The organism is Pseudomonas sp. TE3728, assembly GCF_056279145.1.
The window spans coordinates 2,946,580-2,972,596 of sequence record NZ_JBWBQT010000001.1; the positions used below are offsets into that span (position 1 = coordinate 2,946,580).

Genomic DNA, 26,017 nt, shown 5'->3' on the forward strand with positions numbered 1-26,017 from the left:
GTTATGGTGCAAAATCGTACTTTTGTAGCGGTCGCATCCGGGAAGGGCCGCAGCGCACTCAGGAATTTTCGCATGCCTACGCCTCTTGGTTACTCTTTAAGTCTTTCTTCAAAATTGACGGGCTATAAAGCGCTCGACAGCCTGCTTTCCGGATCCTACTGGGTGGGCTCCAATTGGACCATCGACGGCCCGACCAACCTGAGTTACAGCTTTATCGAGCCAAACACTTCCTATTTCGCCATCAATTACAGCGCCGATAACGAATATAACGCGATTTATACCCTTTCCGGCGATCAGAAAAACGGCATCATGAGTGCGCTTGCGGCCTGGAGCGCAGTGGCCAATATCAACTTCACCCAGACCACCGACAACATCTCGAACGTCGGCGACTTGCGTTTCGGTGGCTATGGGTTGATGGGTAATCAAGCAGCTGCCTGGGCGTACACCCCCTCCAACACTCCGCAGGGCGGTGATGTCTGGATCGGCGAGCCGGCCAACGAGTACCCGACCAAGGGTACTTATGACTTTATGACCTACATCCACGAAATCGGTCATGCCCTGGGTCTCAAGCATCCGTTCTCCGCCAATTCGTCAAATAGCACGATTCTCGACCCGGCACTGGACGATGTCCGTTACACGGTCATGAGTTACAACAACTCTTACTCCTATCAGCCGACGACGCCGATGGTGCTGGACATCCTCGCCATCCAGGCGCTGTACGGCGCCAACACCCATTGGCAAACCGGTGACAATGTCTACAGCTGGGAAGCCTACCAACCGGTTTTCGAGACCATCTGGGATGCCGGCGGCAATGACACCATTGATGCGAGCAGCCAGGCGGACAGCGTCAGCATCAATTTAAATGAGGGCACGTACAGTTCCATCGGCCTGCCTCTTCTCACTGGAACTGGGGGATCTATTTTCATCAGCGGTCTGGGCATTGCCTACGGCGCCAAGATAGAAAATGCCACTGGTTCTAACTACAACGACATACTGCGCGGCAACGACCTGGACAACGTCCTGAATGGCGGCACAGGTACGGACTCGATGTATGGCGGTGCCGGCAACGATACCTATTACGTCGACAATCGGGATGACAGGCTCTTCGAGACCGGAACCTCAACCAGCGAAATCGATTCGGTTTTTTCCACGGCCACCTACAACCTGCTTAACAACCAGAACGTGGAAAACCTGACGCTGCAAACCAGCACCAATATCAATGGCTACGGCAACGCGTCGAGTAACGTGATCACCGGTAACGCCGGCAACAACATCCTCGACGGTGACGAAGGGGCCGATACACTGATTGGCGGCGCCGGCAACGACACGTACGTGGTCGACAACGTCGGTGATGTCATCCTCGAGACCAGCACCGTCGTGAGCGAGGTCGACACCGTGCGCACATCGGTGAGCTGGACACTGGGTAACAACCTGGAAAACCTTGAGCTCAGCGGCAGCGCAAACGTCAATGTCGTGGGCAACAGCCAGGGTAACGTCCTGACCGGTAACGCCGGCAGCAACGTACTCGACGGTCAGGGTGGCCTGGACACAATGATCGGGGGTGCTGGCAACGACGTTTACGTCATTGATCAAGTCGCCGAACTGAATCTTGCGAAAGAAAACGCCAATCAGGGCAGCGACACCCTGATTCTCAACTACGGCGTGCAAAACAATACCCTCATCGATTTGAACAGCAGCACACTGAGCAACTTCGAAAACGTCACACTGAACGGTCTAGGCGCCTTTGATGTATTGGGCAATATTAAAGACAACACCCTGATCGGCAACGATTTTGCCAACACCCTGCAAGGCGGGGCAGGCAACGACACCTACGTGATCAACAGCCTGAATGACACGCTGGTCGAACAGGCGAACGAAGGTCGTGACCTGGTACGCACCTCTGTCAGCTACACCCTCGACGCCAACTTTGAAGACGGAGAACTGCTGGGCAGCGCCACTCTGAACCTCGACGGCAATGAACTGAACAACGTTCTGACTGGCAACTCGGGCGATAACATCCTCAATGGTGGCCTCGGTACCGACAAATTGATCGGCGGCGACGGCAATGACATCTACATCGTTGAAAACACCGCTGACGTCATCGTCGAGGGCTGGTTCAACGACTACGATAGCGTTTACGCGCTCACCAGCTACACCCTGGATATTAACCTCGAAGCGCTGACCCTCACCGGCACCGATAACCTCAACGGCACCGGCAACTACAGCGAAAACCGCATCACCGGGAACATCGGCAACAATACCCTTGATGGCGGAGCCGGAGCGGACGCGCTTTTCGGTCTTGTCGGTGATGACACTTACGTTGTCGACAACATCAACGACCAAGTGATCGAGTCTGCCAACGAAGGCCATGATCGGGTACGTACATCAGTCAGCTTCACCTTGGGCGCCAACGTCGAAGACGGCGTACTGCTGGGCAATGCGGCAATCAACCTTAACGGTAACAGTCTCGGCAACGTGCTGACCGGCAACGCCGAAGCCAACACCCTGGACGGCGGCCTCGGCGCCGACACCCTGATCGGTGGCGATGGCGTCGACACTTATTACGTCGACAACGTCGGCGATGCGCTGATCGAAACCGATGCTTCGCTGACCGCGCTCGACCGGGTGTTCTCGTCCATCGACTACACCCTCGGCGGCAACATCGAGAACCTGATCCTCACCGGCAATGCCAACCTCAACGGCACCGGCAGCGCGGTCAACAACCGCATGACCGGTAACGATGGCGTCAACATCCTCGACGGTGGCCTCGGTGCCGACACCCTCATCGGCGGTCTGGGCAACGACACCTACATCATCGACAACCTTGGCGACACCATCACTGAAACCAGCGCACTGGCCGGCGAAACCGACACCGTGCGTTCGTCGGTCAGCTGGACGCTGGCCGCCAACGTGGAGAACCTGTTCCTCACCGGCGGCGACAACCTCGGCGGCGCCGGCAATAGCCAGAACAACGTATTGGTGGGCAACACCGGGAACAATACACTCAGCGGCGGTGCCGGTGACGATACCCTCGAAGGTGGCGTGGGCACCGACACCCTGATCGGTGGTGACGGCGTCGACACTTACTACGTCGACAACCTCGGCGATACGGTGATCGAGACCGATGCTTCGCTGACCGCGCTCGACCGGGTGTTCTCGGCCATCGACTACACCCTCGGCGCCAATGTCGAGAACCTGATCCTCACCGGCAATGCCAACCTCAACGGCACCGGCACCACGGTCAACAACCGCATGACCGGTAACGATGGCGCCAACATCCTAGACGGTGGCCTCGGTACCGACACCCTGATCGGCGGTCTGGGCAACGACACCTACATCGTCGACAACCTTGGCGACACCATCACCGAAACCACCACCCTGGCCAACGAGATCGACAACGTGCATTCCTCGGTGGACTGGACACTGGGCGCCAACCTGGAAAACCTGGTGTTGACCGGCAACGCGATCAACGGCTCCGGCAACGCGCTGAACAACAGCCTGACCGGCAACGCCGAAGCCAACACCCTGGACGGCGGCCTCGGCGCCGACACCCTGATCGGTGGCGATGGCATCGACACTTATTACGTCGACAACGTCGGCGATGCGGTGATCGAGACCGATGGCTCGCTGACCGCGCTCGACCGGGTGTTCTCGTCCATCGACTACACCCTCGGCGGCAACATCGAGAACCTGATCCTCACCGGCAATGCCAACCTCAACGGCACCGGCAGCGCGGTCAACAACCGCATGACCGGTAACGATGGCGTCAACATCCTCGACGGTGGCCTCGGTGCCGACACCCTCATCGGCGGTCTGGGCAACGACACCTACATCATCGACAACCTGGGCGACACCATCACTGAAACCAGCGCACTGGCCGGCGAAACCGACACCGTGCGTTCGTCGGTCAGCTGGACGTTGGCCGCCAACGTGGAGAACCTGTTCCTCACCGGCGGCGACAACCTCGGCGGCGCCGGCAATAGCCAGAACAACGTATTGGTGGGCAACACCGGGAACAATACACTCAGCGGCGGTGCCGGTGACGATACCCTCGAAGGTGGCGTGGGCACCGACACCCTGATCGGTGGTGACGGCGTCGACACTTACTACGTCGACAACCTCGGCGATACGGTGATCGAGACCGATGCTTCGCTGACCGCGCTCGACCGGGTGTTCTCGGCCATCGACTACACCCTCGGCGCCAATGTCGAGAACCTGATCCTCACCGGCAATGCCAACCTCAACGGCACCGGCACCACGGTCAACAACCGCATGACCGGTAACGATGGCGCCAACATCCTAGACGGTGGCCTCGGTACCGACACCCTGATCGGCGGTCTGGGCAACGACACCTACATCGTCGACAACCTTGGCGACACCATCACCGAAACCACCACCCTGGCCAACGAGATCGACAACGTGCATTCCTCGGTGGACTGGACACTGGGCGCCAACCTGGAAAACCTGGTGTTGACCGGCAACGCGATCAACGGCTCCGGCAACGCGCTGAACAACAGCCTGACCGGCAACGCCGAAGCCAACACCCTGGACGGTGGCCTCGGCGCCGACACCCTGATCGGTGGCGATGGCGTCGACACTTATTACGTCGACAACGTCGGCGATGCGCTGATCGAAACCGATGCTTCGCTGACCGCGCTCGACCGGGTATTCTCGTCCATCGACTACACCCTCGGCGGCAACATCGAGAACCTGATCCTCACCGGCAATGCCAACCTCAACGGCACCGGCAGCGCGGTCAACAACCGCATGACCGGAAACACCGGGGCCAACACCCTCGATGGCGGTCTCGGCGCCGACACCATGATCGGTGGCGATGGCGTCGACACTTACTACGTCGACAACCTCGGCGATACGGTGATCGAGACCGATGCCTCGTTGACCGCGCTCGACCGGGTGTTCTCGGCCATCGACTACACCCTTGGCGCCAACGTCGAGAATCTGATCCTCATCGGCAATGCCAACCTCAACGGCACCGGCAGCGCGGTCAACAACCGCATGACCGGTAACGATGGCGCCAACATCCTCGACGGTGGCCTCGGGACCGACACCCTGATCGGCGGTCTGGGCAACGACACCTACATCGTCGACAACCTTGGCGACACCATTACCGAAACCAGCACCCTGGCCAACGAGACCGACACCGTGCGCTCCTCGCTGGACTGGACATTGGGTGCCAACCTGGAAAACCTGGTGTTGGTCGGCAACGCGATCAACGGCTCCGGCAACGCGCTGAACAACAGCCTGACCGGCAACGCCGAAGCCAACACCCTGGACGGCGGCCTCGGCGCCGACACCCTGATCGGTGGCGATGGCGTCGACACTTATTACGTCGACAACGTCGGCGATGCGGTGATCGAGACCGATGGCTCGCTGACCGCGCTCGACCGGGTGTTCTCGTCCATCGACTACACCCTTGGCGCCAACGTCGAGAATCTGATCCTCATCGGCAATGCCAACCTCAACGGCACCGGCAGCGCGGTCAACAACCGCATGACCGGTAACAATGGCGCCAACATCCTCGACGGCGGCCTCGGTTCCGATACCCTGATCGGCGGTCTGGGCAACGACACCTACATCGTCGACAACCTCGGCGACACCATCACCGAAACCAGTACGCTGGTCGGTGAAATCGACACCGTGCGTGCCTCAATGGACTGGACCCTCGGCGACAACCTGGAGAATCTCATTCTCACCGGCAGCGCCGATTTGAATGGCACCGGCAATAGCCTGAGCAACGTATTGAACGGCAACAATGGCATTAACCTGCTGATTGGCGGTGGGGGTGCTGACACCCTGGACGGCGGTGCCGGCGCCGACACCCTGATCGGTGGCGACGGCGTCGACACTTACTACGTCGACAACGTCGGCGATGTGGTGATCGAGACCGATGCTTCGTTGACCGCGCTCGACCGGGTGTTCTCGGCCATCGACTACACCCTTGGCGCCAACGTCGAGAATCTGATCCTCATCGGCAATGCCAACCTCAACGGCACCGGCAGCGCGGTCAACAACCGCATGACCGGTAACGATGGCGCCAACATCCTCGACGGTGGCCTCGGGACCGACACCCTGATCGGCGGTCTGGGCAACGACACCTACATCGTCGACAACCTTGGCGACACCATTACCGAAACCAGCACCCTGGCCAACGAGACCGACACCGTGCGTTCGTCGGTGAACTGGACCTTGGGCGACAAGCTGGAAAACCTGTTCCTCATCGGCAGCGCAAACCTGCGCGGCACCGGCAACGACTTGAACAATGTGCTGGTCGGCGGTACCGGCAACGACAGGCTCGACGGCGGCGCCGGTGACGACATCCTCGACGGTGGCGAGGGCCAAGACTTCATGATGGGGGGCAACGGCGCAGACACCTACTACGTCGACGACGTCTTCGACTTTGTCTTCGACATGGGATCCTCGCTGACCGAGCACGACCGGGTGCTCTTGTCCATCGACTACAACATCAATACCAATATCGAGGACCTGCAATTCCTTGGCACCGACAACCTCATCGGCACCGGCAACGATGTGGCCAACCGAATGACCGGCAACACCGGTGACAACATCCTCGACGGTGGTCTGGGGGGCGACACCCTGATCGGTGGCCTGGGCACGGACACACTGACCGGTGGCGATGGTGCAGACACATTTGTGTTCAATGCCTGGAACGAAACGGGAATTGGCAACCGGCGTGATGTCATCACTGACTTCAGCAGTCCACAGGGCGACAAGATCGATCTGACGCAGTTTGATGCCAACCTGCTCAGTGCTGGCATCAACGGCTTCACCTTCATCGGTGCCAATGACTTCACCGGAGCCGGCCAACTTCGCTTCGTCGACCATGTGCTGTCGGGCAACGTTAGCGGCAACACCGGTGCGGACTTCGAAATCCAACTGGTCGGTGTGAACAGCTTCAGCGCCAACGAGTTGGTGGCCTGACACTTAGACGCTCACGCAACAATCGGCCTGTACAAAAAAACGCCCCGACTGGTTCGTAATGCTGTTCACTTAAGCATTTGAGTCTCAACAGGGCTTACTCGAAAATCCGATGCCAGACCTCTGGCATCGGATTTTTTATGTCTGTTCAACAAGACCTGCTCGACCTTGGCGATCTTTTCAACTTCTGCGATCTGAGTACCTTTACCCAACATATTCCGGTTGAATGGGTAGCGTCTGCACTGGATCTTTCCAGCCAGGCGACCATTCGCCGACGTCGCTTGCCCGCCGATCAAGTACTTTGGCTGGTACTCGGCATGGCGCTGTTTCGTGACGAGCCGGTTCACGAAGTGGCCAGACGTTTGAACATTTGTGCCCAAGGCCTGGCCTCTGACCAGCTATTGGCCCGAAGCGGTGTAACCGAAGCGCGTAAGCGGCTCGGTGCCGATCCTGTTGAATGGTTATTCCGCAAGACAGGTCATCAATGGGGCGCGGAGCGTTATACCGATGACGCCTGGCAGGGCCTGCAAGTGTTTGCGGTGGACGGTGCGCTTTTGCGTACCCCGGATACGCCCGAGCTTCGAGATCATTTCGGGTCGGGAAATACCCGGACCGATCGCCAGACTCCGTTCCCCATGCTGCGCTTGGTGGTGTTGATGAATGTGCGTTCGCACGTAATCCTGGATGCCCAATTGAGTCCTTACCGACGCAGTGAAATGCGCTTGGCCGACGAGTTTCTGCAGCAGATTCCCGATCACTCGGTGACGTTATTCGATAAAGGGTTCTGGGGCGCCGAACTACTGTCGAGCCTGAATAAAGCCGGCACCTATCGGCACTGGTTGATTCCGGCCAAAAAAGGCACGGTTTGTGAGGAAGTGGCTCGCTACAACCCGCACGATCGTCTGGTGCGCATGAAGGTCTCACCGCGAGCCAGAGCCCGAAATCCGGCCCTTTCAACGCATTGGGAGGCCCGCGAAGTCAGCTATGAAATTCAAGGCAAACTCAAGACAGTCATGACCTCGCTGCCGGCGAACACCTACAGCACCAAAGCCGTTGCCCAGCTTTATCAGGAGCGCTGGGAGATCGAGTTAGGCTTCAGAGACATCAAAAGCTCAATGCAACAGAACGCAGTGACCTTGCGTAGCAAAAAAGTCGACTTGATCTATCAGGAGGTCTGGGGGCTGTTGCTGGCTTACAACGTGGTTCGTCGGGAAGCCAGTCAGGCGGCAGTGACGTTTGGCCGGGCTCCCTCGGACATCCGCTTCAAGCCAGCCTGTCAGTACATCGCTGTCCAGCTGATCGTGATGGCAGCAGCCAATCCGATTTCAGCGACAGGGAGGCGGTTATCAGAGTTAAGGGCAGGTATTGGAGGATTGTTTCTGGATCACCGCCCAAGGCCTTCGAGGCCCAGGACGGTGAAGATTTCAAAGACCCGGTTTCCAGTGGATCGTAAGGCTGCTCCACTTAAGTGAACAGCATTACGACTGGTTCGGGGCGTTTTTGTTGTACAGGCAGAACTTGGCCGAGAAGACTACGTCAGAACCCCCAACTCCTTGGCCCGCGCCACCGCCTGCGTGCGCCGCTCAACCCCCAACTTACTGTTGATATGACTGGCATGGGTTTTCACCGTGTGCAGCGAAATAAACAACTGATCGCTGATTTCCTGGTTCGAACACCCTTGGGCGATCAGTCGCAGGACGGCCAGTTCACGCGTACTGAGCTGTTCGGCAGCTGGCGATGACTCCACCACCGGCCGAGCGGCCATGGCTGGAAGTTTTTCCGAGAGACTTTGCGAAACGGCCGTCGGTGCACAGAGTTGGAGTTGCCCGCGCAGCCAGTCCGCGTGCTCGGCCAGCAATGGATCAAACGGTTGCAGGACGCCTCCGGCGGCCGCTTCCAAAGCCTGGGCCAGCGCCTTGCGCGCCTCGGATTCGCGCCCGCCCGCCAGCAACAGGATGATTTTCTGACTGAGCGCCATCACGCTGAGCATCTGCCGGCCGCTGTGCTGACCGTGTTCATGCAACGCATTCAATCGCCCTTCGGCGAGCATGGGCTGGCCCTTCATCATGTCCAGCACCGCCTGTTGCAGTTCAATGTGCAGCGGCAGTTGCGGATGGAACTCTGGGGGGGCCGCCGGATGCTCGCCGTTGTAAGTCTGACCCAATCGCGTGAGCCAGGCTTCGGCGAGGTCGGTGCGGCCCTGGGCCAGCCAGAGTTCGCATTTGACCAGAGTGATCATCGCCAGGTAGTAAATCGGCGGGACGTCCCAGATGTGCATCAGGCGCTCGGCCTCGGCGAGTTCGGCGAAGGCTTTTGCGAATTCGCCGTTGTGCCCATCCAGCCGTGCGATCACGCAATGGCCAATCAGCACGCTGATGTCGCGACAGGCCCGGGCTTCGCCCAACCCTGCTTGCAGACGTGCCCGCGCAGCGTGGGGTTGCAAGCGCAGAGCCAGCAAAAACCCCTCGTATAAAATCAGCCGCGCGCGCACTGCGTACAGCCGTTGCGGGGATAAGCCTTGCAGGCGTTGCAGCCCCTGGCGGACTTCATCCAGTGAGCGAAGAATCTCCCCACGCGCCTGCAGCACACGGGCGCGGTCGTAATGGGCCAGCGCCTCGAACAATGGATTACCGACTCGTTGTGCCAGTTCAAGGGACTCACGATTCAACCCCCGGGCACGCCAGAGGTCGCTGTCGGCAATGGCCAGGTTCGACAATGTAGAGAGGCACATCAGGCGTTGCCCATAGCGTTTGGCCGGCAGGCTCTCCAGCGCTTCGGTGCAATAGCGCAACGTCAGCTCGCGATTGCCTCGGCCCCGGGCGATGATGCCGCTCAGAGCCAGCCATTGCGCCAGCATGGATTTTTGCGCAGTAGCCGAAGGCGCCGGCAAGAAGCGGCTCAAATGGCTGGCCAGCTCCTCGGCGGCGTCCAGCTGGCAGGCCAGCCCCAACGCCCAGCTATAGAGCACGATCAGCCGTGGTGTGCTGATCAGCAGGCTGTCGGGCAGGTCCATTTTCCAGCGCAGCAGCATGCCGACGTTCTGCTCGGCCAGCAGCTGTTCTTCGGAGAGGTTCTGCACCAGATTCGCCGCAACATCCAGATGCCCGGCACGCAACGCCTGCTCCACTGCCTCATCGAGTAACCCTTGAGAGTTGAACCAGCGACAGGCACGCAGATGCAGGCTGGCCGTCGGCACTATCGCCTGGGCGGTGGGCCGGCTACGCAGCAGGTCGGAAAAAAGGTGGTGATAGCGATACCAATGACCGTGTTCGTCCAGCGGCACCAGAAACACCTGATGCGCCAGCAGGAAACGCAGGATCTCGGCACTGTCATGGGCTTCGCGCACGGCGTCGCACAACTCGCTGCAAAAGCGTTCTTGGGGCGCAGTGTCGTACAGGAATGACTGCACCTCGGCGGGCAGGCAATCGATGACTTCTTCGAGCAGGTAATCGCGAATCAGCCCTTCCCCACCGTACAGCGATTGGGGCAATGCGCCTTCGCTGCCCGCCTCGGAGGCCGCCAGCAACCAGAAGCGCAGCCCGGCCACCCAGCCTTCGCTGCGCTGGATCAAACTCTCCAGCGCCTCGCCACGCAATGAAATGCTGTGCCGATCAAGCAGGCTCAGGGTTTCATCGTGGGTCAGTCGAAGATCCTGTTCATGTAACTCGAGCAGTTGCCTAGACAGTCGCAGGCGTGCCAGATGCCAGTCGGGACGTTGCCGACTGGTGACCATGACCAGCAGACCATCGGGTAAATGATTGAGAAAAAATTGCAGGCAACGATCAAGCACCGGGCCCTGGGCCAGATGATAGTCATCGAGTACCAGTAACAGCGGCGTAGCGGGTGAAAGGTGTACAGCCAGTTCATCGAGCAAACCGTCCAGCCATTCTTCGAAGGCGAACGGCTGATGACGTTGGCGCATTTTCAGCAGCCCCAGCGCCTGGCTGCCCAGTTGCGGAAAATATTCCTGAAGACCTTCGAGCAGGCGCTCAAGAAAACGACCGGGATCGCTGTCCCGAGGACTCAACCCCAGCCACAGGCTTTGCCAGTGACCCGGCAACCCTTGGCAAAACTCCACCGCCAATGAACTCTTGCCGAACCCCGCTGGCGCGCTGACCAGCAATAGCCTGCCACCGAGGCCGGCGCTCAGACGCTCGCACAAACGTGGCCGCAGCACATGGCCGTCGGGCAGCGGAGGCCGGAAAAAGCGCCCGTCCAATGTGGCGACGGTAACGCTTGCAGGGCCCGGAAATGGAGACAGATCAGTCATGGCCGGCTCTTGTTTGAAAGGCTGATGGCGGCGTTACAGATGTCCGCAGCCTAGCGGTAAACGAAGAGCTATTGAAGGTTATTGCTACAAATGGCTACAAAAAGACTACGAACAAAGATGTCCAGCTCATAACACCTGAGTGTCAGCAATAAATCGCAGCCTTCGGCAGCTCCTACACAGACCGAGTACACCCGCGACATTGCGACATACGCATAACCTGTAGGAGCTGCCGCAGGCTGCGATCTCTTGAAGGCAAAAAAAACGCCCCGAACCAGTCGTAATGCTGTTCACTTAAGTGGAGCAGCCTTACGATCCACTGGAAACCGGGTCTTTGAAATCTTCACCGTCCTGGGCCTCGAAGGCCTTGGGCGGTGATCCAGAAACAATCCTCCAATACCTGCCCTTAACTCTGATAACCGCCTCCCTGTCGCTGAAATCGGATTGGCTGCTGCCATCACGATCAGCTGGACAGCGATGTACTGACAGGCTGGCTTGAAGCGGATGTCCGAGGGAGCCCGGCCAAACGTCACTGCCGCCTGACTGGCTTCCCGACGAACCACGTTGTAAGCCAGCAACAGCCCCCAGACCTCCTGATAGATCAAGTCGACTTTTTTGCTACGCAAGGTCACTGCGTTCTGTTGCATTGAGCTTTTGATGTCTCTGAAGCCTAACTCGATCTCCCAGCGCTCCTGATAAAGCTGGGCAACGGCTTTGGTGCTGTAGGTGTTCGCCGGCAGCGAGGTCATGACTGTCTTGAGTTTGCCTTGAATTTCATAGCTGACTTCGCGGGCCTCCCAATGCGTTGAAAGGGCCGGATTTCGGGCTCTGGCTCGCGGTGAGACCTTCATGCGCACCAGACGATCGTGCGGGTTGTAGCGAGCCACTTCCTCACAAACCGTGCCTTTTTTGGCCGGAATCAACCAGTGCCGATAGGTGCCGGCTTTATTCAGGCTCGACAGTAGTTCGGCGCCCCAGAACCCTTTATCGAATAACGTCACCGAGTGATCGGGAATCTGCTGCAGAAACTCGTCGGCCAAGCGCATTTCACTGCGTCGGTAAGGACTCAATTGGGCATCCAGGATTACGTGCGAACGCACATTCATCAACACCACCAAGCGCAGCATGGGGAACGGAGTCTGGCGATCGGTCCGGGTATTTCCCGACCCGAAATGATCTCGAAGCTCGGGCGTATCCGGGGTACGCAAAAGCGCACCGTCCACCGCAAACACTTGCAGGCCCTGCCAGGCGTCATCGGTATAACGCTCCGCGCCCCATTGATGACCTGTCTTGCGGAATAACCATTCAACAGGATCGGCACCGAGCCGCTTACGCGCTTCGGTTACACCGCTTCGGGCCAATAGCTGGTCAGAGGCCAGGCCTTGGGCACAAATGTTCAAACGTCTGGCCACTTCGTGAACCGGCTCGTCACGAAACAGCGCCATGCCGAGTACCAGCCAAAGTACTTGATCGGCGGGCAAGCGACGTCGGCGAATGGTCGCCTGGCTGGAAAGATCCAGTGCAGACGCTACCCATTCAACCGGAATATGTTGGGTAAAGGTACTCAGATCGCAGAAGTTGAAAAGATCGCCAAGGTCGAGCAGGTCTTGTTGAACAGACATAAAAAATCCGATGCCAGAGGTCTGGCATCGGATTTTCGAGTAAGCCCTGTTGAGACTCAAATGCTTAAGTGAACAGCATTACGAACCAGTCGGGGCGTTTTTACGAGGATGCGGCCCCGGTTTACAACGTACTAACGAACGCCTTCCTGACGCAATGCTGCCGGCGTGAAGTCTGCGGTGCTGGCAGTGAAGCCGAAGTTATATGCCGACTTCTCTTCGTTCTTCATGCCCAGGGCCAGGTAGCGGCCCGATTGCAGGTCGTACAAGGTTTCGAGGGCGTACCACGGCACTTGCTTGTCGTAGTAGTTCTCGGAGTGAGCCTCGGCGACACGCCACAGTTGCCCGCGACCGTCGTAGTGGTCGACCACCGCCGCCTGCCAGGTGTCTTCGTCGATGTAGAAGTCACGTTTGGCGTAGATGTGACGCTGACCTTCCTTCAGGGTCGCAACCACATGCCAGACCCTGCGCAGCTCATAGCGAGTCAGGTCCTGGTTGATATGGCCGGCCTTGATGATGTCGGCGTACTTCAATTGCGGCGAGTCGAGCTTGTAGCTGTTGGAGGCGACGTACATCTCTTTCTTGCCTTCAAGCTTCCAGTCATAGCGATCCGGCGCACCGTTGTACATGTCCAGGTTGTCGGAGGTACGCAGGCCATCGGCAGCGGTACCCGGCCCGTCATAGGACACTTGCGGCGCACGACGCACACGGCGTTGCCCGGCGTTGTAGACCCACGCCGAACGCGGTTCTTTAACCTGGTCGAGGGTTTCGTGTACCAGCAGCACACCACCGGCCAGACGCGCCGGCGCGGTCACTTTCTGCTTGAAGTAGAACAGGATGTTGCCCGGGTTTTTCGGGTCGTAATCCTTCATCTTGTCGCGGAATACGAACTGGTCCTCGAAGTACACCAGGCTGAACGAGCCATTCGGCTGCGGCGTGGCCTGGGTTATCAGACGGGTCACACTGCCGCCGCGATAACGGGTGATGTGGTTCCAGATGACTTCAACGCCACTTTTCGGAATCGGGAACGGGATTGCAGTTTCGAAGTTTTCCAGACCGTTGCCACCGGACACCAGGTTAGTGTTGGTGGCGTTCTTCTTGATCGAGGCAAACACCTCATCCGGCACGGTGGCACCGCGATGGGACGGGTAGACCGGCATCTTGAAGGTTTCCGGGTAGCGCTTGAACATCGCGTACTGGCCCGGTGCGAGCTTGTCCTTGTACTGGTCGACGTTCTGCGCAGTGATGGTGAACTGCGGTTTTTCACTCGCGAACGGGTCAGACAGAAAACCCTTGCTGTCCACGCTACCGGCGTTTTTCGGCATGGGCTTCCAGGCCGGGATCGAACCGTCGGCGTTACCCGCCATCTCGGCGCCCATCGGGGTCAGGCTCTTGCCCAGCTTGTCCGCTTCGGCTGCCGGGACCGCCGCCATGACGCCGGTTGCCAGCAGCGACAGGCCCAGAACACCAACGTGGAACAGACTCTTTGTTATTTTCATAAATGTGTTCGTCCTGAAAATACAGTGCTTAGAAGTTCACGCCGAAGCTGAGCGCAACGAAGTCGCGATCATCCACGGTGGTGTACTTGCCGTCGAAGAAGTTGGTGTACGCCAGGCTCGCGGTGTAGGTGTTCTGGTATTCGGCATCGACACCCAGGCTCACCGCTTTACGACCTTCCTCGAAGTTGCCGCCAGGGCCAGGCGAGTAACCGCTCACGTCGTGGGACCAGGCCACGTTCGGCTTGAGGTTCACACCGGCGAATACGTCGTTGTATTCCCAGATGGCGCGACCGCGATAACCCCACGACATCGCCGTGGTGAAGCCCTCGTCTTCGCAATTACGGCTGCGGTTGTTGGTTGCAGTACCTGCGCCGGCACCATTGATGGTGCTGGTGTTGAGGATCGCCGAACAGGTGTTGAGGCCGCCGGTAGCCGGCAGTTCACCAGGACCGTAGACCGGGTCACGGCCGTAACGGATTTCGGAGCTGCTTTCCAGGCCGCCAACATGGGTCACGCCCACTTCGCCCACCAGAGTCAGACGGCTGGCGCCCATGACCTGATCGAAGAAGTGCGTCAGCGTGGTCTGGAACTGGGTGATTTCCTTGCGGCGATAGCCATGCAGGTCCTGACCCGGTACACCGGGGAGCAGCGAAGCGTTGGCCAAGGCACCGCCCAATGGGCGTACACCGGCAAACAGGATGTCAGTGGAGTTGAGCTGCACCGGCGCGTTCGGACGGTAGCTGATCTCACCGCTCCACGCCGTACCGGTAGGCAGCGTGGTGGAGAAGCTCAAGCCGTAGAGACGGATGTCTTCCGGGTATTCGACGAAGTACTCGGAATTACCGGCGACCACCAGCGGCCCCAGCGCGCGGAACGCCGCCGGCAAAGCTGCCACGCCGTTGTAGATCGATTGCGGAGCACCTGTGGCGCTGAAGATCGGCGCCCGGCTGTGGTAGTTCATGAAGTACGCGCCGAACTCGGTGTCGAGCGGTTCGAACATGTACTTCAAGGACGCGCCCCACTGGCCGCTGTCCCGCGCATCGCGATCCGGACCGCGACGCACCAGCACACCTTCTTCGTTGACGTCGACGCCCGCGGCGGCCAATGGGCCCAATGCGATGGCTGGAATGGTCGAACGCTTGTTCAGCACACGCAGGTTGTCGTCGCAACCGTCGGCAATAATGTCCGGCTGGGAGAAGAAGGTGCCGCAGTTATCGACAACCGTCTGGTCCCATTCGAGCTGATAGAACGCTTCAGCCGACAGGTTGTCGGTCAGGCTCTGGGATACATAGAACATGTTGACCGGGATCAGGCCTTCCTTGACCTCGGCGCCAGGACGACGGAACGCAGACACGTCAATCGGGTTGATCGAGTTGATGCCGCCGCCGATGAAAGTACTTTCCCCCCAGCTCACGACCTGCTTGCCCAGACGTACGGAACCCGGCTGATCGGCAATGGCGTAGTTGTGGTAGACGAAGGCGTCGAGGATCTGACCACCGGAGGACTTGGCGCCCTCCTTGCGGTTGCTGTCGCTGATGTCTTTGAACTCGCGGCTTTCATCCTTGAGCTCGAAGTCGTACCAGTATTTGCCCCGAACGAAGACGCCGGTGTCGCCGTATTTCAATTCAAGGTCATGAATGCCCTTGAAGATCTTCGAGAAGGTTTCGCCGCTCTTGAAGTTGTTGTGACCGTCATCAGAGGTCTGGGACAGGCCGTGGCCCCCGTTATTGACGCCGATGAGGTTTTTGTTCGGGCTCTGAGTAGACCAACTGGCTCCGATCGACAGGGATGAGTCGAATTGACCTTCGATCTCACCGACGTTGAAACTGACGCCGAATGCAGGCCCGGCGAGCGAAGAGGCAAGACTGACCGCCAGGGGCAGTTTCGCCCGGCGCCAGAACTGGTTTACTGATGTCATCGACGCTACTCCATGTGCATTATTGTTATGGCTGAGTACTTTTAAAAACGTTGTGGGTGACCGCAAGCCAAGTGGTTCCGACGTCACGCCAAAGTTGCATCGCCCCGTTTTGTGCGCGCTCCGTTCTTAAAAATTCCTTGAGCGGACTATAGCCAGCAGGTAGTAGTGCTTGATCCCTCTAAAGTGTGATTTGCAGCTGCCGGCCACTCTGGAACAGTCCTTTCGCCAGTCCGACACATGTCGGCACGGCAAGGATGGCTGAAAATTCGGATTTCACAAGCCAAGCGCTTGCTTGGTGGGTCTGGCGCGCCGTTTTCGGCGCGCCAGATGACGCTTAAAGCGTCGAGAGGAAGGTACTGTTGTTAGCCTGCCATTCGGTGATGTCGACGCGGATGCGCTTCTTGTCGAGTTTGCCGACACTGGTCTTGGGAATTTCAGTAACAATGGCGATCTGGCTCGGGATGGCCCACTTGCTCAGGTGCCCCTGCTCAACGAACGGCTTGAGGTGCTCCTTGAGTTCCTTGGCCCCGATCTCATGCCCATCCCTGACGACCAACAGCGCAAACGGCCGCTCGCCCCACTGCGGATCGGCGATGCCCACCACTGCTACTTCGCGTACCGCAGGGTGGCGGCTGATCAGGTCTTCCAGGTCCAGGGAGGAGATCCACTCGCCGCCGGTCTTGATCACGTCCTTGATCCGGTCGCGAATGTCGATCACGCCCATGCTGTCCAGGGTCGCCACGTCGCCGGTGTGCAACCAGCCCCCGACCCAGAGCTCTGCGCCTTTCTGCGGCTCGTTGAAATAGCCCTCGGTGAGCCACGGTGCTCGCAGCACCAGTTCGCCCTGGGTCTCGCCATCGGCAGGCAGGAAGTTGCCGTCGGTGTCGACGATCGCCGCCTCGACCAATGGCCCCGGCACACCGGCCTTGATCCGGTAGGTAGTGCGTTCGTCTTCGGTGCCGGCCATCAGCTCATCGTTGAGGTGCGCGCAAGATACCAATGGCCCGGTTTCCGACATGCCGTAAGCGGCGGTCAACTGAATGCCTTTGGCTTTGGCCGCTTCATACAGCGCACGGTTGAGCGCACTGCCGCCGATGACGATCTTCCAGCCGCCGAAATCGGTGTTCTGCGCCGCTTTGGCATTGAGCAGCATTTGCAGAATGGTCGGCACGCAGTGGGAAAAGGTCACCTTCTCCTTGCGCCACAACTCCACCAGATACTCGGGATCGTAACGGCCGGGGTAGACCTGCTTGAGCCCGAGCATGGTCGCTACATACGGCAAACCCCAGGCGTGCACATGGAACATCGGGGTGATCGGCATGTACACATCGTTGGTGCCCAGCAGGCGCACGCTGTCGATGGAACCCATGATGGTCGACACCCCCATGGTGTGCAGCACCAGTTGCCGGTGGGTGAAATACACACCTTTGGGGTTACCCGTGGTGCCGGTGGTGTAGAACGTGGTGGCAACCGAGTTTTCGTCGAAGTCTTCAAAGTCGTATTGCGTGCTGGCGGCAGCCAGCAATTGCTCGTATTCGCCAATCAGGTTCGGCAGTTCGGCGGTTTTTTCCGGCAGGTCGGTCAACAGCAGGGTTTTCTCCACGGTGGTCAGGTGCCCGGCAATCGCCTTGTACAACCCGACGAACTCGCTGTTGACCAACACGAAGCGGTCCTCGGCGTGGTTCATGGTGTAGAGAATCTGTTCCGGCGACAGGCGTACGTTGATGGTATGGATCACCGCACCGATCATCGGGATGGCAAACATGCATTCCAGATAGCGATGGCTGTCCCAGTCCATCACTGCCACGGTATCCCCGGCCTTCACGCCAGCGGCTGTCAGCACATTGGCCAGCCGCGCGACCCGCTCGATGAGGGTCGGATAGCTGTAGCGCAATTGATCGCGGTAGATGATCTCGCGGGTTTTTTCGTAACGGGCACCGGACATCAGCAGCCGTTTAATCAACAGCGGATACTGGTAAGCGCCCTCGGCTGGGGGGATAACGCGAGTCTGCAACATAAGAGTCCCTTTTCTGACTGCACGGTCTTGGTTTCTAAAGCTAAGCACTCTAGAGCCCTTGAACGCCAGCCAAATCAGCCGAAGGGATGATTTGCACAGACGTATAGATGCTAGCTTTACGCCAGCACTTACGGGGATTCGTTATCGATATCGGAGGGCGCAGCTGAAGGCGTAGGAGCTGCCGAAGGCTGCGATCTTTTGATCTTCAGCGATATCGAAATTACCCAGAATCAAAAGATCGCAGCCTGCGGCAGCTCCTACGAGGGACCGCGCAGTTCGGCAGAGTAGTGTTTGATCAATGCATCTCGGTGAACGCGAGTTTCACGCCGATGGCGATCAGCACTGCGCCCATGGTCCGGTCGAACCAGTGGCCCATGCGGGCGAAACCGGTGCGCACACGCTGTTGACTGAACAGCATCGCCACCAGGCAGAACCAGACTGCCGTCGCCGCTGCCAGATAAATCCCGTAACCGGCCTGTACCGCCAATGGTGTGTGCGGGTTGATCACCACGGTGAACAGCGACAGGAAAAACAGCGTGGCTTTCGGGTTCAAGCCATTGGTCACGAAGCCCGAGGTGAAAGCGCCCCGCGCGGTGCGTTCGCCAGCCTCCTGATGCAGGTCATCAGCCACCCGTTTGGCCGGTTGCGCGCGCAAGGCCTTGAAGCCGATGTACAGCAGATACGCGGCGGCGGCCCATTTCAAGGCGTTGAACAGCACGATCGACTGAGACACGATCAGCCCGATACCCAACAGCGAATAACCAACGTGCAGGAAAATCGCCGAGCCGACGCCCAGCGCCGTCCAGGTTCCGGCACGGCGCCCATGGGTCACGCTCTCACGCACCACCACGGCGAAGTCCGGGCCGGGGCTGGCGACGGCCAGCAGGTGAATCAGGGCAACGGTCAAGAACTCTGTCCAGTACATGGGGGCTCCTTTTGGGCAGGGCGATCAATAAAATTTTTCGAGGCAAACTTCACCCTCTTTGCCACCTTTCTGTGACATCTGCCAAACATGTGGCACCTGTCAAACCTGTGGCGAGGGGGCTTGCCCCCGTTCGGCTGCGTAGCAGTCGCGAACCGGATAATGCGGTATGCCTGACAAACACGGTCGCCTGGGTTAGGGCCGCTTCGCGACCCAACGGGGGCAAGCCCCCTCGCCACAGTAAGCCTCCTCACCACAGCAAGCTCCCTCGCCACAGGTTTGTGCCAGGCCAGACAATGAGTAACAGTTTATTTCATCTGGTAGGCTCGGCAGATTACGCCTTCAGTTCAATGCACAAAAGGTACAGTTGATGACGATCTCTCGCCGCGCCGTTTTCCTCGACCATCCGTCCCTGGACCTCGGCGATCTCGATCTCAACCCACTTCGCGAGTGCTTCAGCGAATTGCAGCTGTTCGCGCAGACCACGCCTGATCAGGTGATCGGACGCCTCAAAGGCGCCAGCGTCGCGATCAGCAACAAGATTGTGATCGACGCGGCGGCCATGGCGGCCAGCCCGGAATTGAGGCTGATCCTGATCACCGCCACCGGCACCAACAACGTCGACCTCGCCGCCGCTCGCGCCCACGGAATCACTGTTTGCAACTGCCAGGGTTACGGCACGCCGTCTGTGGCTCAGCACACGATCATGTTGTTACTGAATCTGGCGACGCGCCTGGCCGACTATCAAAGGGCGGTCGCCGAAGGTCGCTGGCAACAGGCGAAACAGTTCTGTCTGCTGGATTACCCGATCGTCGAACTGGAAGGCAAAACCCTCGGTCTGCTTGGCCATGGCGAACTGGGCAGTGCCGTGGCGCGGTTGGCCGAGGCGTTCGGCATGCGCGTGTTGCTGGGGCAGATTCCGGGGCGCCCTGCCCGGCCGGATCGTTTGCCGCTGAACGAACTACTACCGCAAATCGACGCCCTGACCCTGCACTGCCCACTCAACGAACACACTCGCCACTTCATCGGCGCCCGCGAACTGGCCTCGATGAAACCCGGGGCCTTCGTGGTCAACACCGCGCGCGGTGGTTTGATTGACGAGCAAGCATTGGCCGATGCCCTGCGCAACGGTCATCTGGGCGGCGCGGCCACCGACGTGTTGAGCGTCGAACCACCCACGGCGGGCAATCCGCTGCTGGCCCAGGATATTCCACGGCTGATCGTCACCCCGCACAACGCCTGGGGCAGTCGCGAGGCGCGGCAAAGAATCGTTGGCCAGTTGACCGAAAACGCCCAAGGCTACTTCAACGGTCAAGCGCTGCGGGTCGTCAGTTGATAAACTGCGGCACTTTTTTTCCAGGAGCAGAGTATGGATCCGCGCAGTGAAGTACTGCTTCGTCAGGCCGAGTTATTCCAGGGTTCGGTGTTGCTGGCCGGTTTGCCCGCCGATGATTTGCTGGGCCGCTTGCCCGATGCCCATGGTTGGTGCTGGCACGCCGGCGATCAAGCAGCGCTGGACGCCCGTTTCGCCGAGCGCAGCCATTTCGGCGTGAATGCGCCGGAGCGCGAGTTCGACAGCGCTGTGGTATTTCTGCCCAAGTCCAAAGACCTGACCGACTACATCCTCAACGCCCTCGCCTCTCGTTTGGCCGGCCGTGAATTGTACCTGGTGGGCGAAAAACGCAGCGGTATCGAAGGCGCGGCCAAGCAGCTGAACCCCTTCGGCAAACCCCGCAAGCTCGACAGCGCACGGCATTGCCAGCTCTGGCAGGTCACCGTGGCCAATGCACCAGAAGCCAAGTCACTGGAAAGCCTGGCCCAGGAATATGAACTGCCACTGGCCGAAGGCCCATTGAAAGTCATCAGCCTGCCGGGCGTGTTCAGCCACGGTCGACTGGATCGCGGCAGCGCCCTGTTGCTGGAACATCTGGACAAACTGCCCAGCGGCCACTTGCTGGACTTCGGTTGCGGCGCGGGTGTGTTGGGGGCGGCGGTCAAGCGGCGTTATCCGCACAACCAGGTCACCCTGCTCGATGTGGACGCGTTTGCTGCCGCCAGCAGTCGCCTGACCCTGGCCGCCAACGGCCTGGACGCGGAGGTGCTGACCGGTGACGGCATCGATGCCGCGCCCATGGGTTTGAGCGCGATTCTGAGCAACCCACCGTTCCATGTCGGCGTACACACCGATTACTTCGCCACCGAGAACTTGCTACGAAAAGCGGCTAAACATCTGAAAAACGGCGGCGAGCTTCGGCTGGTAGCCAACAGCTTCCTGAAGTATCAACCGCTGATCGAAGAACATTTGGGCGTGTGTGCAATAAAGGCTGAAGGACAAGGTTTCCGAATCTATCGGGCCAAGCGCGGCTGAAAACACTTTCGAAAAAAACGCTTGCCCCTGAGCGACAAAGATCCTTGTGGGAGCGTGGCTTGCCCGCAAAGAATGCACCGCAGTTTTTCAGGTATTGCGCATCATCGTTCTTCGCGGGCAAGCCACGCTCCTACAGGTTTTGCCGCTTAACGACCGACATTGGGGCTTGCCCAATCGGATTTGCCTAGGCAGAATCCGCTCCGTCCTAGGGGAGTAGTCTCCCACGAGCGCCATGCTCGTCCGGCATACGTCAACATACTTGGTCAAAAGACCATGGCGTATGCGACCCAAGCGTCCGCATCAGACGGATCGCTGGGTTTGACAAGACCTATGACACGAACACCTTACCCGGGGCGGGAAGGCTGTACGTGTCATAGCCGTGTCGACCCGCCCCTTAGGAAAACCCTGATGATGCTGGACTCTCTGCTCGTTCCCACCGCAATCGTTGCCTTGGCCGAAATCGGCGACAAGACGCAACTGCTCGCGCTCATTCTCGCTGCCCGCTTTCGCAAACCCTGGCCGATCATCGCCGGCATCGTCGCCGCGACCCTGGCCAACCATGCGGCAGCCGGCGCGGTAGGCGCCTGGTTCGGCAGTTTCTTCTCGAATGCGACGCTGCACTGGATCCTCGCCGCGAGCTTTACCGCTACCGCCCTGTGGACCCTGGTGCCGGACAAGATGGACGAAGACGAAGCCAGCACCGCCCGCAAATTCGGGCCGTTCCTGACCACGCTGATTGCGTTCTTCCTCGCGGAAATGGGCGACAAGACCCAAGTCGCAACCGTGATGCTCGCGGCGCAATACCCGGACCTCTGGCTGGTGATCATCGGCACAACCGCCGGGATGTTGATTGCTAACGTGCCGGTGGTACTGGCAGGTAACTTTGCGGCAGACAAACTGCCTTTGACCCTGATCCGTCGCCTGGCGGCGTCGGCGTTCCTGGTGTTGGCAATTGTTGCGGTGTACAAGGCGATGCAGAGCAGTGGGTGGGTTTGACGCGGTAGGTTGTTAGACCGCGTTATCGTTCATCGCGAGCAGGCTCGCTCCCACAGTTGATCCTGGGTGCACATTGGACCAATGTGGGAGCGAGCCTGCTCGCGATGGCGTCAGTAGCCTAAATACATGGCTCAGGATTACCTGGCCTTCTCATACAACGGCATCACCTTCGGAATCGCCGCCTGCAAGGCAGCAATCCGACTGGCCGACGCCGGGTGAGTGCTCAAGAACTCTGGCGGCGCGCCATTCGAGGCTTTGCTCATTTTGTTCCACAGGGTAATCGCCGCGTTCGGGTTGTACCCCGCACGGGCAGCCAATTCGAGGCCGATCAAGTCTGCCTCGTTTTCATTGCCGCGACTGTTGGGCAAGGTCATGCCATATTTCGCCACGGTGTCCGCCAGAGCCAGGCCGCCCTCGCCCAGGCCGAACAACGCACCAGCACCCTGCTTGGCCATTTCGATACCGTAAGCCTTGGACATCGCTTCACGACCGTGCTCGCGCAAGGCGTGAGCGATTTCATGGCCGATGATGGCGGCGATTTCGTCGTCGGTGAGTTGCAGGGTGTCGATCAGCCCGGAGTAGAAAATAATCTTGCCGCCAGGCCCGCAAGAGGCATTCAGCTCGTCGCTCTTGATCAGGTTCACTTCCCATTGCCACTGGGCCGAATCCGGACGGAACACCGGCGCCTGGGCAATCAGGCGATTGGAGATCGCCTGAACGCGCTTGGCATTGTTACTGGTTTTGTCCAGCACGCCCTTGCTGTTCGCCTCCCCGACGGTCTTTTGATAAGACTGGGCGTACATCTGGTTGACCTCAGAGGTCGATAACATGCTGAACATGTATTGCTTGCGCTCAACGCCCACGGCCCCACCGCTAGTGGTGTTGACCGACTGACAACCGGCGAGCAGCAGACCTGCGCTCAGTGCACACAAAACCAATGTCTTATTCATCAAGAAGCTCCCTGGAAACATGCCGCGTATCCTAGGTGGGGATTTGTATCGGCGCCAGATACAACGGACGTGTAGCACGTACATTTCAGACAAAGCCCTTATCACCGTAGGAAAAATTTCACATAACAGTGCCCGCCACGGCCGCTCACGGCCAGCAGTGATTCATTTACGACATCCAGCACTCCAAAACAGCCAATTCGTCATGCGTCGTTCATGACCTTCCAGCTTCCTGCCGATACAGCACCGCAGACGTCCTCTTGCGTGCGGAGCACCCATGAAATTCAAGTCGATCCAGTTTTCCGTTGCCGCCCTGGCCGGCGCCATTGTGCTCAGCGTCGTTGCAGCCCTGGTGCTGTATGCGCTGTTTTCCGGCGCCCGGACCCAAGACATGGTCCAGCAACGGACTCAGGCGCAGTTCGAACAAGTCATCGAACAACGCCTGACCTCGCTGGCGCAAACCCAGGTCAGCCAGATCCAGCGCGAACTCGAAGCACCGCTGCTGATTGCCGGCGGGCTGGTTCGCGTCAACGCGTTGATCGGTACCCCGGGCGCCGATGGCCAGCCACAGTTGAGCCTGAGCCGTGAGCAACTGATCAGCCTGATCAAGGAAAACGTGGCCCGCAACCCGAAAATTCTCGGCACCTACATCGGCTGGGAAAAAAACGCACTTGACCACAATGATGCGGCCTACGTCGACACCCCGGTGGTCGGCATCGACGCCAGCAACGGGCGCTTCCTGCCGTGGTGGTTCCGCAACGAAGACGGCAGCCTGGGCCTGGACAAACTGGTGGACGTCGACGACCAGAAAACCCTGTCCACCGGCGTGCGCGCCAGCGAGTACTACCTGTGCTCCAAGGAAACCAAAAAATCCTGCGTGATCGATCCGGCGCCCTACAAGGTCGGCGACAAGATCGTCATGCTCGCCTCCTTCATTGAACCGATCATGCTCAACGGCGTATTCCAGGGCATCGTCGGCGCCGACCTGTCGGTGAACTTCATCCAGGAAATGCTCCTGGGGGCGAATCAGAAACTGTACAGCGGCGCCGGTGAAATGGCCCTGATCGGCGGTAACGGCCGGATCGTCGCCTACACCAAAGACCCGAGCAAATTCGGCGAAAAGGTCAGCGACATTCTCGATAGCACGCAGATTGCCAACATGGCCAATCTCAAGCGCGGCGAAGTGACTTACACCGTCGACAAGGCCCAGGGCCGGATCGAGCTGTACCTGCCCTTCGGCATCGGCCAGACCGACGCCCGCTGGACCTTGATGCTGCAGCTGCCACTGAATGCGGTGATGGCGGACCTGCAAAAGCTTCAGGGTGATCTGGACGCACAGCGCAAATCCGACACCTTTGGCATGGCCATGGTCGGCCTGTTGATCGCGAGTATCGGTTTGCTGGTGATCTGGCTGGTGGGCCATGGCATTGCTCGCCCGCTCAAGCAAATGGTGGCGATGCTCGACGACATTGCCCAGGGCGAAGGCGACCTGACTCGTCGTCTGACCAGCGACCGCGCCGACGAATTGGGCTCGATCGCCAAAGGATTCAACACTTTCCTCGCCAAGTTGCAGGCGATGATCACGCAAGTGGTGACGTCGGTGCAGAGCGTCAGTGATTCCTCGGAACACACCGCCGACATCGCCATTCGCACCAACATCGGCGTGCATAAACAAATGGCCGAGATCGATCAGGTCGCGACTGCCGTGCATGAAATGACCGCCACCGCCCAGGATGTCGCGCGCAATGCGACCCAGGCCGCGCAAGCCGCCAGCCATGCGGATCAGGCAGCGGCGCAAGGCATGCAAATCGTCCGGGATACGTCGAATTCAATTGGCGTTTTGGCGGTGGAAATCGGCAAGGCCGTCGGCGTGGTGCAGACCCTGGCCAAGGACAGCGAAAACATCAACGCGATCCTGACGGCCATTCGCGGCATCGCCGAGCAGACCAACCTGCTGGCCTTGAACGCGGCCATCGAAGCCGCCCGGGCCGGTGAGCAGGGTCGTGGGTTTGCAGTGGTGGCCGATGAAGTGCGCAACCTGGCGCAGAAAACCCAGAAGGCCACTGAAGAAATCCAGACCATGATCCAGCATCTGCAGCAAGGCACCCGCGATGTGGTGCGGGTCATGGAAGACAGCCAGAACCGCACCGACGAAAGTGTGCAGCACGCGGCGAAAGCGGCCGAGGCGCTGGAGACCATTACCCAGGCGGTGTCGGTGATCAACGACATGAATACCCAGATCGCCAGCGCCGCCGAGGAACAGAGCGCGGTGGCGGACGACATCAACCGTAACGTGATCAACATCGGGCAAGTGGCCAATGAAGTGGCCGGCGGAGCGGATGAATCGAGCGCGGCCAGTGCGGATTTGACCAAGTTGGCGGAACAGCAGCGGCGGTTGATCAATCAGTTCAAGGTTTAACAATCGCCGGAAGGTCCTGCGGACCTTATCGCGAGCAGGCTTGCTCCCACAGGGGATATTTCTGTGAACACATTATTTGTGAACACTG

Annotated in this window: 13 protein-coding genes, 1 pseudogene and 1 riboswitch; of the genes and pseudogenes, 7 read left to right on the forward strand and 7 right to left on the reverse strand. The window is 59.2% G+C overall.

Annotation, left to right across the window (positions count from 1 at the left end):
- The first annotated feature begins 72 nt into the window (after positions 1-72).
- Positions 73-6,960: a M10 family metallopeptidase C-terminal domain-containing protein gene (locus tag ACZ89R_RS12610; RefSeq protein WP_429545633.1), complete on the forward strand. Its 6,888-nt coding sequence runs from the start codon at positions 73-75 to the stop codon at positions 6,958-6,960.
- Between the two features lie 137 nt (positions 6,961-7,097).
- The gene (locus tag ACZ89R_RS12615; protein WP_429545631.1) at positions 7,098-8,429 is read left to right on the forward strand and encodes an IS4 family transposase; all 1,332 of its coding nucleotides are present in this window, start codon (positions 7,098-7,100) and stop codon (positions 8,427-8,429) included.
- A gap of 59 nt (positions 8,430-8,488) precedes the next feature.
- Here ACZ89R_RS12615 and ACZ89R_RS12620 read toward each other — a convergent pair whose 3' ends face one another.
- The 6 genes from ACZ89R_RS12620 to ACZ89R_RS12645 all read right to left on the reverse strand — a co-directional run bounded on the left by ACZ89R_RS12620 (position 8,489) and on the right by ACZ89R_RS12645 (position 19,202).
- On the reverse strand, positions 8,489-11,227 hold the full coding sequence (locus ACZ89R_RS12620) for a winged helix-turn-helix domain-containing protein (protein WP_429545632.1): 2,739 nt from the start codon (positions 11,225-11,227) through the stop codon (positions 8,489-8,491).
- Positions 11,228-11,514: 287 nt separating this feature from the next.
- Positions 11,515-12,846, reverse strand: a complete 1,332-nt coding sequence (locus ACZ89R_RS12625) for an IS4 family transposase (RefSeq protein ID WP_429545631.1) — start codon at positions 12,844-12,846, stop codon at positions 11,515-11,517.
- A 131-nt stretch (positions 12,847-12,977) separates the two neighbouring features.
- Positions 12,978-14,342: a DUF1329 domain-containing protein gene (locus tag ACZ89R_RS12630; protein WP_429545630.1), complete on the reverse strand. Its 1,365-nt coding sequence runs from the start codon at positions 14,340-14,342 to the stop codon at positions 12,978-12,980.
- Between the two features lie 28 nt (positions 14,343-14,370).
- The gene (locus tag ACZ89R_RS12635; RefSeq protein ID WP_429545629.1) at positions 14,371-16,260 is read right to left on the reverse strand and encodes a DUF1302 domain-containing protein; all 1,890 of its coding nucleotides are present in this window, start codon (positions 16,258-16,260) and stop codon (positions 14,371-14,373) included.
- Between the two features lie 334 nt (positions 16,261-16,594).
- On the reverse strand, positions 16,595-18,277 hold the full coding sequence (locus tag ACZ89R_RS12640) for a fatty acid--CoA ligase (protein WP_429545628.1): 1,683 nt from the start codon (positions 18,275-18,277) through the stop codon (positions 16,595-16,597).
- Positions 18,278-18,572: 295 nt separating this feature from the next.
- A complete protein-coding gene (locus ACZ89R_RS12645) occupies positions 18,573-19,202 on the reverse strand; it encodes a LysE family translocator (protein ID WP_429545627.1) in 630 nt (209 codons plus the stop codon).
- A gap of 367 nt (positions 19,203-19,569) precedes the next feature.
- Between ACZ89R_RS12645 and ACZ89R_RS12650 the strand changes: the two genes are divergently transcribed.
- From ACZ89R_RS12650 to ACZ89R_RS12660, 3 genes are all read left to right on the forward strand, one after another.
- Positions 19,570-20,535: a 2-hydroxyacid dehydrogenase gene (locus ACZ89R_RS12650; protein ID WP_429545626.1), complete on the forward strand. Its 966-nt coding sequence runs from the start codon at positions 19,570-19,572 to the stop codon at positions 20,533-20,535.
- A 33-nt stretch (positions 20,536-20,568) separates the two neighbouring features.
- Complete coding sequence (locus ACZ89R_RS12655; RefSeq protein ID WP_192345487.1) at positions 20,569-21,567, forward strand: class I SAM-dependent methyltransferase; 999 nt, start codon at positions 20,569-20,571, stop codon at positions 21,565-21,567.
- Between the two features lie 195 nt (positions 21,568-21,762).
- A riboswitch (yybP-ykoY riboswitch) is annotated at positions 21,763-21,887 on the forward strand.
- A gap of 91 nt (positions 21,888-21,978) precedes the next feature.
- Positions 21,979-22,563 carry a TMEM165/GDT1 family protein gene (locus tag ACZ89R_RS12660; RefSeq protein WP_192345615.1) on the forward strand — a complete coding sequence of 195 codons (585 nt, stop codon included), beginning with the start codon at positions 21,979-21,981 and terminating at the stop codon, positions 22,561-22,563.
- A gap of 137 nt (positions 22,564-22,700) precedes the next feature.
- Here the strand turns inward: ACZ89R_RS12660 and ACZ89R_RS12665 are convergent, their stop codons facing one another.
- Positions 22,701-23,513 carry a M48 family metallopeptidase gene (locus tag ACZ89R_RS12665; RefSeq protein WP_429545625.1) on the reverse strand — a complete coding sequence of 271 codons (813 nt, stop codon included), beginning with the start codon at positions 23,511-23,513 and terminating at the stop codon, positions 22,701-22,703.
- A 1,363-nt stretch (positions 23,514-24,876) separates the two neighbouring features.
- Between ACZ89R_RS12665 and ACZ89R_RS12670 the strand changes: the two are divergent.
- Both ACZ89R_RS12670 and ACZ89R_RS12675 read left to right on the forward strand, forming a co-directional pair.
- Positions 24,877-25,074, forward strand: a pseudogene (locus ACZ89R_RS12670) (HAMP domain-containing protein); the annotation flags it as partial.
- Between the two features lie 111 nt (positions 25,075-25,185).
- Positions 25,186-25,929 (forward strand): methyl-accepting chemotaxis protein, encoded by a 744-nt coding sequence (locus ACZ89R_RS12675; RefSeq protein WP_375539007.1) that lies wholly within the window; start codon positions 25,186-25,188, stop codon positions 25,927-25,929.
- The last annotated feature ends 88 nt before the right edge of the window (positions 25,930-26,017 follow it).